This window comes from Marinicella litoralis, from assembly GCF_002591915.1.
GTDB lineage: Bacteria > Pseudomonadota > Gammaproteobacteria > Xanthomonadales > Marinicellaceae > Marinicella > Marinicella litoralis.
The window spans coordinates 1-12,350 of sequence record NZ_NIHB01000002.1 but is presented as its reverse complement, the minus strand read 5'-3'; the positions used below and the strand labels follow the sequence as shown (position 1 = coordinate 12,350).

Below are 12,350 nucleotides of genomic sequence, written 5' to 3'. Positions count from 1 at the left end.
AAAGCAATTGGCTCAGAACAATGTCATTTAAAATTTATTCCTTTAATTGGCTCTAATATATTAAATTTTAGAGCAGGCACCATGATCACAGGTTTGTTTTTCCAAATCCAATGACTCGATGGTTGTGCTGGTCTCCAAGGATTACTTCAATTTTTCGTTGTCTTTAATGGATTAATTACGAAGTGGTTTTCTTTATCTGTTTTTTGAATTCTGATATGCTAATATAAATTTATAACTCAATGGTGTGTGGGTCTGTTGGCCTGATATTTCTTTGATTAAAGGGTTTAATGGCAGAAAAAAACAGTACAGATGTAATACCGGAATTATCAAATGTCGAAGATTTGTCTGCGGACGATTTGATCAATGCTGCTTACCCAGATCTTAAACGCATGGCACGACGCCAATTACGCAAAGAGTCAGGTCAAGCTTTTCAAACCACAGAATTGGTCAATGAAGCAGTGATTCGCTGGTTAAATGGTCGTCAATCAGCCCATTCTGCCCTGGCTTGGATGGCCATTATGGCCAAAGTCATGCGCAACGTGTTGGTGGATGAAGCCCGTTCACGACATGCTCAAAAACGTGGGAATAACCCACAGAAAATCACCATTAACATCAATACTGAGTTTGCAGATGAGGCAAGCAGTGCCTTCGAGATATTGGATTTGGAGTCCGCACTGGTGCAATTACATGCCTTGGATGCAAGAAAAGCAGAGGTCATAGAGTGTCATTATTTTGGTGGAATGAAGGTTAAGGAAATGGCCACGCATTTCGCTGTTGGGGAAGCCACTATAAAACGAGACCTTATCACCGCCAGGGCTTGGATAGGAAGTCAAATCAATCCATGAACAATCAATCCTTTGTAATTTTAGATGAACATTTTCAGGCCATCATTCGGTTGCCCCAATCACAACAGGCAAAAGCAATTTCTGAATTTGGAAACAAGCACCCAGAGTTATTAAAAACATTGCAAGACATGTTGATGGTACACCAATCTAAAAATGATTCTTTGGAAACTGCAGTTGTTTCAGCGAGTCAAATGTTTAAAGAAAAATCACCAGTTCGCATTGGTTCTTGGCGCGTGTTGAATCTTTTAGGTCGTGGTGGCATGGGTGACGTGTATTTGGCTCAAAGAGATGATGGTGAATATGAACGACAAGTGGCGATAAAGCTCATGCGATCAGGTGAGAAAAATTTACGTAATCGCTTTGCTGAAGAGCGGCAAGTATTGGCCAGTTTGCAGCATCCGAATATTGCTACTTTGTTAGATGGAGGGCAATGGCAAAGGGATGACGAAACGATCCAGCCTTATCTGGTAATGGAATATGTTCAGGGTGAAGATATTTTAAGTTATGCGAATAAACATGACTTGGATCAACGCCAGCGCTTGGGTTTGTTTCTCGATTTGTGTGCAGCTGTACAGTTTGCTCATCAACGACTGATCGTGCACAGAGACATCAAACCGGCGAATGTATTGATTGATGATTCCGGGCAAGTGAAATTACTGGATTTTGGCATTGCCAAATGGATTGATGAAGACCAAGGTCACGCCAACACGGGCTCAATGACCAGCATCATGACGCCACAGTTCGCCTCTCCGGAACAATTAAACGGCGGCTTGTTAACAACTGCCACAGATGTATATGCTTTGGGTGTACTGCTTTATCATTTGCTCAGTGGACAAGGGCCCCATGAACTGCAAGACAAGTCAATTGGTGAAATAGCCAATTTATTGCAACTAGAGCAGCCAACCCCTCTCAGTCGTTTAAATAAAAAAAATGACCCTGCCATCGACCCTATTTTATTTGCATGTTGTCAGCCTGATCCAGCCAATAGATACCAAAGTGTCAGCATGTTGGCAGAGGACATTAAACGGTTTATCAACCATGAACCGATTTTGATGAGGCCTCCTGGTTTTTGGCAATCTGTCAGGTTATTTTGTAAGCGAAATACCACTGTGGTTACAGTCGTTGGTATTTTCTCTGTTGCGCTGTCACTGTTATTAGGTTTTCATTTGTATCGTTTAGATGTTGAAAAAGGCCGTGTGTTGGCTCAAGTTGAGCGGTCTGATCGTGTTTCTGGGTTTATGGTGAATTTATTTGATCGGGCCAACCCCATGGTTGCTCAAGGAGAAGCCATAGATCCGAAGGCTTTGTTGGACAGAGGATTACACGAGATTGATTCAGAACTGGCTGATGAACCTCTGTTACAAACACAGCTCTATCAAACCATTGGACGAGCATACCTGAAGTTGGGCAAATACCCTGATGCCAAATTGGCCATAGAAAAAGCACTTTCGCAAATGGGTGGTACAGAACATGAAGATGTGGAAAGGCTTACCAGCTTACATTTGTTGATGGCAGACATTACATTTAATTTGGGCAATAAAGAAGAGAGTAAAAAACATTCAACCTTGGCCAAAGATACGGCCATTCAAAGATTTGGGGGAAACCACAGAATGGTGGCAACGGCATTAACCAACCTGGGTGTTTTGGCATGTAACGAAAGCCAATTTGATGTTTGTTTATCAAATCATCAACAAGCGCTGGGAATTCTTTCCGCTTTGCATGGACCTGACCATGATCGCGTGGGTACTGCACACAATTATATTGCCATGGCCTATGATCACCAAGGGTTATTTGATGAAGCCATTGTCCATTACCGCAAATCGCTGCGCATACTCAAATTAAGCTTCGGTGAATTACATCCAAAAGTGATTGATGGTCATGCCAATTTAGCGGGTGGTTTGACACAAGCAGGCCAAACAGCTGAGGCGAAAACACTTTTGGATTTGGCGATCAAAGCAGCTCGACAAGTGCATGCATCTGACAGTCCAGAGTTGGCTGGCATACTATTGATGAAAGCCTTTCTTCACAATCAATTAGAGGAATATGAACAAGCCTTGCCATTTTCTGAGGAAGTTTTGACCATTGAACGCAAGGCACGTGGTAATTCTCATCCTTATGTGGCTTATGACTTGAATCTGGTTGGTCGTGGTCAGTTAGGCATTGGACGCCTTGATGAAGCTGAAAAAAGTTTCAATGAAGCTGTGCAAATCATGCAGGCAGCCAATGAAAAACCTGACTATATCCTGATGACAGCGAAACAAGGTTTAGGTCGAGTATATAACGCCAAAGGCATGTTTGAGAAAGCCCAAAAAATACTGAATGAAACATGGGAAACACGAAAAACATTAGATGGTCCTGATAGCTGGGTTACAGTTTGGACACGCTATGATTTGGGTGTTGCGGCAGATGGGTTGGGTGATAAAGAAAGTGCCAAAACACACTGGCAAGCCGTTTTAGACCATGCCACCAAGGCATTCCCACCAGGAGACACCAGAACAGTTAAGACACAAGAAGCTTTGAATAATTTGTAATTTAATGATCCTAAAAGATGATGGCTTACGCCTCTATAGATAATCAAGTAAAAAAAGAGACCGCTATGCCTATTTTTAACAAGTTGTTCCATTGTGTTCTGATCTTATTTTTGTTTACCAGTTCATTACTGGCCAGCCCCAAGCCTTTAGTCGAACCAATCTTTGATGTGCCGAATCAGGCTAAATTTGTTGATTTGATTGGAAAGGGTGCAAAAAGCGGTCGATCTGATAAAGGTGAAACAATTTTCAAACCTGCTTCGTTAGAGGCTTTGTTAACTCACAAAGGTCAATTCATAATTGGTTCAGAAACTGGAAACCTTTCTTTGAATGAACCAATAAACGCTTTATTGTTTCATATTAAGACTGTGCAATCTGATGTAGTGGTCGAGATGACAGCCTATCGTGGTGAGCATGGATTGGGGTCGCATCTTTTCGCCATGGATGACAAAGCGCGATCTGGTTCAATAGTGTCGTCTGATGGTGTGATAGGTCTTCGATCACGTGAACCATTTGATCGTATTGCGCTGCGTGTTGCACATGCACCTGACGGGGAATCGAAAGTAGCACTTGATGTGGCATGGGTTGAGGTTGCCACAAAATCTGAACAACGAGGCGGCACTGGCAACGACTTTGCAACACTATGTCAGATACCACTAGGGATTTCACATAACATAGCCTTCGGTGCTTCTCTGGTGCCAGGCCCACAACAACCTATAGCCCAAGGGACAGTTTATGCTACTAATTTAGCCTTGAAGTGGTGTCTTACCTATATTGAAGCACCAGACAGCAGAACCAAACGTGTACCTAATGGGGTTTGTGAAGCAAGATTCGAACAACCTCATATGGCATCGAAATATGGAAACGCCTTGGGGGTTAGTCTTGGCTATAACAGTAACTGGGGGGAATTGGGTTCACCAACAGTTTACCACCACAACACCGAGGTCGATGTGGTGATGCTTTATAATCAGCCAACCCCTGAAATTTCACCAAGCCTTGATCTGGAATATTGGGCAAATACAGGCTCTCTCGAAGCCACAGATCGCATCTATGAAGACTGCCGAGCTGATGGATCAGTAAGGTTCAGTCAATTGGATGGATCGGGACCAAGGTACGAATGCCCTTATGCGGAAGATCGTGAATTAATTTTTCCAATTGGCGATCGTGTCATACGTTGGCGTGTTAATGCAAGGATGTCAGCACTGGATTTATTCGCACCATTAATCCCAGGAATCCCTTCAGGTGCTAAACTACAACCTTGGAAAGGGTTGCTGATAAATACCATTCGTGAAGCAATTCTCATTGCAAATGATGCAGCGTTTTTCTCAGGCTGGCGAATAGATAATTACAGAGATGCTTTTCAATTTGTTCGTGTTTATGATGAAGTACCACCAACCATAGATCCACAACCATTTAATGCCAGTCGCATTGAAGCCACATTGATTGGAAATAATATTCATGTACAAATAGAGGCGGACGAACCTGGAGGCGTGTCAGCAAACAATTACCTACGTATTTTGGAAAGCATGTACCAAGTCAGTGATGCATGCGGTCGTGATACGACTTTTTTCCCAAGTTTTCCAGAAGAAAATTTACGTATTTTTTGGCCAGTCAGTACTTCTGAACAAAATCAAACTTTTGAGATTATTTGGACAGCCAAAGACCCAGGGCCAAACTTGCTGAATGAACGCAATGAAACCATCACGACAATGACTGTAGAAGTCGTTGACATTCGTCCTCCTGCTATTGTTCCACCACCTGATATAATTGAAGTAGGTACTGGCCAAGTCAGTGAACTGGGTCAGCCATTGGTATTTGATTTTGTTGATTTAGACCCAATCATCACCAACGATGCCAATTTGCCTTTGAACACCGGTTTACACCAAGTCACATGGACTGCAACTGATTCTTCAGGTAACACTGACACAGCCATTCAAATCGTCAACATCAAGAACAATAATAATGACCCAGTACCGATAGCACAAACCGGTCAAAACCGACAAGATGCAGTCACTTTTGAACCCCAAATAATACGTCTTGAAGGCAACGATCCTGATAATGACCCTTTGCGGTTCTACGTCGAACAATATCCTGAAAACGGCTTTTTTGTAGCTCCTTTGTATCCGTATTTTGTAGAAGATTTTAGATTACAGGCAGCGCCTGGAGAAGCTGAAGAAGAGAACATTGAGGAAGCATGTCAGAATCAACCAAATGCTGATGATGACTTTGACCTTGAATTTCCAATGATGGCAGAAAAGTTCGCAGTAGATGACAATGGTCGCAGTTACATGGTAGACAGAGGTCTGGTCAACTGCCTGGCAGGTAACCCAAGTAATATTTACGATTTGGAACAACGGATTGTACGTTTTGGAGCCTCAGGGGAACTTGAAGTATCTGAGAGTACCAATGATGATAACTTTTCTGATCTTATAGTAGACGAATTCAACAACCGTGTTATCAGCACAACCACCAACAGTCCTAACGGATTGGGACAATCAACAGTAACTGTTTATGATCTTGACCTTAATGAAATAGACAGCTATAACTTGAGAAATCTCAAAGAACGTGGTCCCAATGGGTCAATTGAAAATTGCACAATAAACCTACCACATAATACCTGCGAAATACCAAATGCAATCAGCGCAATAGTGGATGCCAATGGTTTGGTATATGTGATGCAGAAAAATGGTCGTATTTATGCGATTGAGGAATCTAATGACCCCACCAATCCAATTTTGGTGGTTGGTGTGGTCAGTGATGATGTGACCAATGATGCAAACACTGATGTTGATGCAAGCTCATTGGCATTGGATGCTGATGGCAATTTATATGCATCACGTAATAATCGAATATATAAATATGCTGCTTCATTTATAGATGATATTGGCTATGCACAAATAGGTTCATTTGTCGGCTGGTTGGGACGTTGTGATACCGATCTGGCACCAGGTGATGAGGCTGTCTGTGATACCTTTAACAAACGCAGCGTTGGATATTCTTGTACTGATGCTGTCTGTGGAGTTGACCCAATCATTACCCAAGATGAACGTGATTTCTGTAATTACAACTTCACCAATAATGGTAATTTTGGTTGTCGACCTGGGCAGTTCTACGTAGCGCAAGGCATTGATATCGACCCACGTGGCACACTGTATGTAGCTGATGTGGGTAATCTTCGTATCCAACGATTCACCACCGACGGCTTCTTCGCCGGTGAGGCTGAAAGTGAATGTGATGGCAGCTGTTTTGTTTTGGGGGATTTTGGTACGCCGGAGGATGTTTCTGCTAATGCTGATCGATTCTACATCTTTGATCCAGACACGGATTTGCTTCACATTTCGTTGTTGACACCCTTCACAGACCAAGGTGCTGATTGGGCTGAGCTGGTCTATCAGTCCAACAATGATTTCGCCTGTCAGAACAGCGCTAATTGTATCGATCAATTTGCCTTTAGTGTCAGTGATGGAGTCAGAGACATTCAATCGGGTCAGCCTGTCAGAAGCACCACTGCAGATGTCGAAGTAGAGGTGATGCGTAACTTCCGTCCTCCTGTTGCCACACCTGGGATCGCCATCATGCTTGAAGAAGACACGCCAACAGACATTTTTCTGGATGGGTCGGATCTGGACACACTTGACAGTTTAAATTTTGTGGTATCAACAGCACCTAGATTTGGTACGGTTCAAGTTGTTGATAACCTAGCCACCTACATACCAGATCCGGATTTTTACACCACAGCAGAAATCACCGACTCATTCGCATTCTCGGTAGGAGATGGCGTCTATGTGTCAGCTTCTGAAGAAGTGATATTGACCGTGGCAGAAATCAATGATGCTCCCATGGTGATACCCCCAGATGATGCCACAGTGGGCGTTGGTTTTGTGTATAGACTGAATGCGGAATTCTACGACCCAGATCCCAATGAACAACATAGACTCATCATTAATTGGGGTGATGGCAGCATTGAAAATGAGACAGAGATTGATGGTGGTGGGCCTGAAGTAGGGCAGTCAGGTACTGGTGTCGGTCTCATTACTGGAGATCATATCTATTCGGCACCAGGAACTTATACTGTCGAATTGTGCTTGGCAGATCGCGTAACAGGAGATGATGGCAGTGAAACCCTTACCTCTGAATCGTTGATAGGCTGCAATGATTTTGAGATTAATGCAATCGACGGACTGGATATAGAAATGTCCTCCCAAGCAACTAGTGAACGGGCCTTACCCAATCAGCTCATCAATGTGCAGTTCTCTGCACTCAACAAACCACCATCAGCTGGGCCAGCCACCATTGCCACAGGTGTTGTGTTAACTGTTGATTTACCTGAAGGTTTGACTCCTGGTTCAATTTTTGTCAGTGGGACTGGCTGCAGTTTTGTTGATCTGCAGGTTACTTGTAATATCGGCAACTTAAACCCCAGTTTTTCAAGTGGTGCCGAAATCACCGCACAGGTTGATGCGAATGCCAGTCCCGGCACCGTATTGACCTTTTTGGCAAATGCAACTCAGGATCAAGTTGATGTCAACCCTAACAACGAAATTGCCCAGGTCTTCAATATCGTACCTCCTGCCGATATATATGTTGATGCAATAGAAGATGGATTACTGGATAAATCCGATGTCAACCCCGGCGACGGTATTTGTGAGTCAGAAGACGGTGTTTGCACGCTGCGTGCAGCCATAGAAGAAGCCAACGCACTACCTGGCCAACGGGTTATCGCGCTGGGAAGTGGCGTGTTTACACAGGAGCAGGGGACATTGTTCACTGTTGCAGAAGACCTTATTCTTCTTGGCAACGGAGCAGGCAAAACCACCATCGATGGCAGCGATGGTAGCACAGTTTTGAGTACCACTTCCGAAAGCGTAACACTGCGTATTGAAGATTTGACCATTGCACGAGGTGGTATTCAAGCCTGGCCAGGTGACCTGGTCATACGCCGATCTCGAATCACTGGTGGCATGTCAGATGGTTTTGTCGGCGGTGCGATTATAGCCAACAACCTGATCGATATTCGAGACACATTAATTGATGGCAACCGCGCGGTCAGCGGTGGTGCTGTTTGGGCACAAGCATCCAGTAATGGTGTTTTCGAAAATGTGACCATCACCGGTAATCAAGGCGGCGGCTTATACCTGGGTGGTGGAAACTATGAACTGAACCACGTTACGATCACTGGGAACTTCGGCGATACCGGAGGCGCCAGTGGTATCAGCGGGGGCGCACTGACATTGGCCAACAACGCCATTGTCTCCATCACTGGTTCGGTGCTGGGCGGCAACTACCAACCTCCGGGACTGCTTAGTTTCCCGTTGAATTGTGCGATAGGCGGATCGGCGGCATTGACCTCCAACGGCAACAATATCTTCGGAGACCTTACCGGATGTAACATGACTACATTGGGTAGTGATATAGAAATTGCCGACAACAGCATCAAGTTAGGGCCACTCAAATTTTTGGGCGATAGCATACCCTATTTAGAACCTCGCCCTGACAGTCCCGCCATAGACGCTATGTCAGGTCCAAGCTGCCCTGCGACAGACGCCAGAGGCCTGATTCGTCCTCAAGACGGCGACGGAAACGGTATCGCCATATGCGACATAGGCGCGGTAGAATACCTGCCTCCACAAATCCAGGCATCACAAGCCAACATAGATTTCGGTGACATACCGGTGAACACCATTTCCATGCCCGCCACCATAACCATCACCAACACAGGTAATCAGAACATCACCATAGATACCATCACCTTAATTGGTCCAGATGTAGATGCGTTTGAATTACCAACCTTCAACAATCAATGCATTGGCACAACCCTGACAATTGGACAACAATGCCAATTCGAAATAGAGTTTAGTCCAGCCCAAGAAGGAGTCTTTCAAGCTGCAGCCAAGATTAGCGTAGATTCACAATCCCCAGATGTGATTATTGAATTAGCCGGCAGTAGTGGATTGATATTTAAGGATGGATTTGAAGGTGATTAAACTTGATGACATTGTTTATTTACGCGTAAACTAACCAAGAACTAATCAAGGTCAGCCTGTCCTTGATTAGTTTATTGAAAGTGGTGCCTGACCCTGATTCTTTGATTCTTCGGAGCAAAAACAAAAAAATGAAATTGACTAAAACTAAATTAAAAAAAATATCAGATAAATTGTTTTTAAAAGAATTAAGTGGTGAATCGTTTTTAGCTACTAAGAAAGAAATTGTTTACTATCAAATAACTGGTGATTTTCTTAAAGTGATATCTGTTTCATCAGGGAGATCAATAGGAACTTTGTATTTGAATATATATACAAATCTAATTACAGATCCGTGGTGTAAAATTTTTAGTGATTATACAATTGGTAATAGGTTTGAATATAATCCAATTACAAAAAATAAATGGATTAGTGAAAATGCGGAAGTTAATGAGGTTGAAGACATTTTAAAAGATATGCTTAGTTATATTAAGGTTCAAGGTTTGAATAAATTAAATGAAATCCATGATTACCAAGCCTATTTTGTTGAGTCTTATTCAGTAGTTAACCCTAAATTATTTCAATTAGATCTTGCAATTTCAATGTGTAAGTTAGGTAAGTTTGATAAAGCATTTTGGATTTGTGATGATTTATTAAATTATTTAAAATCAGATACTTTTTTGGATTCATCAAAGAAAGAAGGAATGATAAAGAATGTTTTGGGCTTGCAAAATGCTGCTGACAAAAATGATGTTGATAAATTACTTAATGAATGGAAAAATCAATCACTGGAATATATATCTAAATTTTAACAACAAACTAATCAAGGACATGCATTACTTAGAAACCACAAACTAATTTTTAAGTGAAGTTTTTGATTAAAATTAAACTAATCAAGGACATGCATTACTTAGAAACCACAAACTAATTTTTAAGTGAAGTTTTTGATTAAAAAATCACTGACTTGACCCATGTGTTCAGCAGGAAAGTGATTAAGTTAGAGGTTAGGGTGGATTAGAGTTGGTTTTAGTCGATTTGAGCTGAGCGGGACGGTTGCAGACATGTTCTGCTGGATAGATTTTGAGGGTTAAAGTGTTATTCAAGAGCTGATGTTGGCTTAATTCCAAGGATTGGGGTGCCTGTCCTAAATTGGTTATGGTGAAATTTTCTGTAGCAAATCTCTGATGGGCGTGAATTGAAAGGGATGCCTGTCCTTGATTAGTTAATATATTTACAGGCCAGCTGCGGCCTCAAAAGCCACTAAAACAATGGATGACATAATAACAGTGATTATTAAATGAAAATAACCAAATATAGAATAATTGGACTGATATTTGTTGTTTTGATTCCAGTCCACCTTGTATTTAATTTTGATGAGGATTTAAATGGACCTGATATAATGTCGTTTGGCCTGATTTTTGTTTTATTTTTTACATCTTTGTACTCACTGATTCTTGATCATTTGCCAATTGAGTTAACCGATGAAGAAAAACAGAAGGCAATTAATCAAAAAGTAAATTCACCAGTATTGCTAACAGCAAAGTTTATTTTGAATTTAATGATTATTGTTGGCCTTTTAATAATGATGTTGGGCTTAGTCCAAAAAGTGTTAGTTTAACAAAAAGCTAAAAACTAATTGAAACTATAAGGGACAGTCACTTTTTAAAGAAACTAATCAAGGACATGCATCGCTTAAGGACTGCAAACCGAACATTGATCGAAGTTTTAGTCATAAAAAAGTACTGATTTGACCTCCGAACTCACAAAGGAAATGGTCAATTAAAGGTTTGGACTGTTTTTAAGTTGGTGACCTTTTGACCTTTCCCCCAAAAACAGAACCATGACAAGGATGAGATTTCCAATTAAACTAAGATTGAGGAGATCTCATTATGAAGAAGAAACGTTATACAGAAGAACAAATCATTGGCGCCATCAAACAGCACGAGTCTGGAGTCAAAGTCGATGATATTTGCCGCCAGCTAAACATCTCACAAGGCACTTTCTACAATTGGCGAAGCAAGTACGCTGGACTTGAGGTTTCAGAAGCCAAAAGGCTTAAGGAACTTGAAAGTGAAAATGCCAAACTAAAGAAACTTTTGGCAGAAAAGCTGCTTGAAAACGAGGCCATGAAGGATGTGCTATCAAAAAAGTGGTAAAGCCTGCCAATAAAAAGAAAGTTGTACGTCACTTCAAGTTGTCATACAAACTCAGTGAACGAACCTCTTGTGATTTGGTAGGCATCAGTAGAACAGGCTTCAGATATGAGCCAAAGCCTAAAGATGACAAACATGTCAGGACGAGATTGTTGGAGTTGGCGACCAAGCACCCAAGTTATGGTTATCTGTTCTTACACGGCTTATTGAAATCTGAAGGCTTGGTCTGCAATAAGAAACGCACCTATCGAATCTACACTGAATTAGGGCTTCAGGTACGCACCAAGAAGCGTAAGAAACTGATTAGACCAAGGATGCCCATGTTCGTGCCTAATCGCACTGATGTGCGTTGGTCAATGGATTTTGTCAGTGACCAGCTAGCCAATGGTAGAAGGTTCAGAGTGCTTAATGTCATCGATGACTACTCAAGAGAAATGGTTGGTCAGTTAACATCCTTTTCAATCAGTGGCAGGCAAGTGGCTAGGTTCTTAGATCAGCTGATAGATCAGAGGGGTAAACCCTCCCAAGTTGTTTGTGATAACGGCACAGAATTTACATCAAAAGCGATGTTCTTTTGGCAACAAAAAAGTGGAGTTAAGCTGGGTTTCATTCAACCTGGTAAGCCAACTCAGAATGCATTCATTGAAAGTTTGAATGGTAAATTTAGAAATGAATGTTTAAACCAAAACTGGTTCAAATCAATTGAACAAGCAACAGACAAAATAGAAAAATGGAGGAAACATTACAACACTGTCAGACCACATAGTTCTCTGGATTATTTAACACCAGTAGCATTTGCTGAGCAGGCAGCTTAAAATGAATTATCTCATCCAAGCAGTGGTGTTAAGTTTGGGGAAAGGTCAA

6 protein-coding genes are annotated in these 12,350 nt (G+C 42.0%); all 6 read left to right on the top strand.

Annotated features, from left to right (window positions below):
- Nucleotides 1-287: 287 nt before the first annotated feature.
- The 6 genes from CCS90_RS06655 to CCS90_RS06630 all read left to right on the top strand — a co-directional run bounded on the left by CCS90_RS06655 (nucleotide 288) and on the right by CCS90_RS06630 (nucleotide 12,301).
- A complete protein-coding gene (locus CCS90_RS06655; protein WP_099018778.1) occupies nucleotides 288-845 on the top strand; it encodes an ECF-type sigma factor in 558 nt (185 codons plus the stop codon).
- Entirely contained in the window at nucleotides 842-3,376 is a 2,535-nt protein-coding gene (locus CCS90_RS06650; RefSeq protein WP_099018777.1) for a serine/threonine-protein kinase, read from the top strand. Before CCS90_RS06655 ends, CCS90_RS06650 begins: the two co-directional genes overlap by 4 nt.
- A gap of 65 nt (nucleotides 3,377-3,441) precedes the next feature.
- A complete protein-coding gene (locus CCS90_RS06645; protein WP_162846900.1) occupies nucleotides 3,442-9,357 on the top strand; it encodes a choice-of-anchor D domain-containing protein in 5,916 nt (1,971 codons plus the stop codon).
- Between the two features lie 134 nt (nucleotides 9,358-9,491).
- Nucleotides 9,492-10,145 carry a hypothetical protein gene (locus tag CCS90_RS06640; protein ID WP_133566532.1) on the top strand — a complete coding sequence of 218 codons (654 nt, stop codon included), beginning with the start codon at nucleotides 9,492-9,494 and terminating at the stop codon, nucleotides 10,143-10,145.
- Nucleotides 10,146-10,630: 485 nt separating this feature from the next.
- Entirely contained in the window at nucleotides 10,631-10,951 is a 321-nt protein-coding gene (locus CCS90_RS06635; protein WP_099018774.1) for a hypothetical protein, read from the top strand.
- Nucleotides 10,952-11,222: 271 nt separating this feature from the next.
- Nucleotides 11,223-12,301 (top strand): IS3 family transposase gene (locus CCS90_RS06630; protein ID WP_099018773.1). Its coding sequence is split into 2 segments (ribosomal slippage): nucleotides 11,223-11,475 and nucleotides 11,475-12,301, totalling 1,080 coding nucleotides; the frame shifts between segments, so codons are not numbered across the junction.
- Nucleotides 12,302-12,350 lie beyond the last annotated feature (49 nt).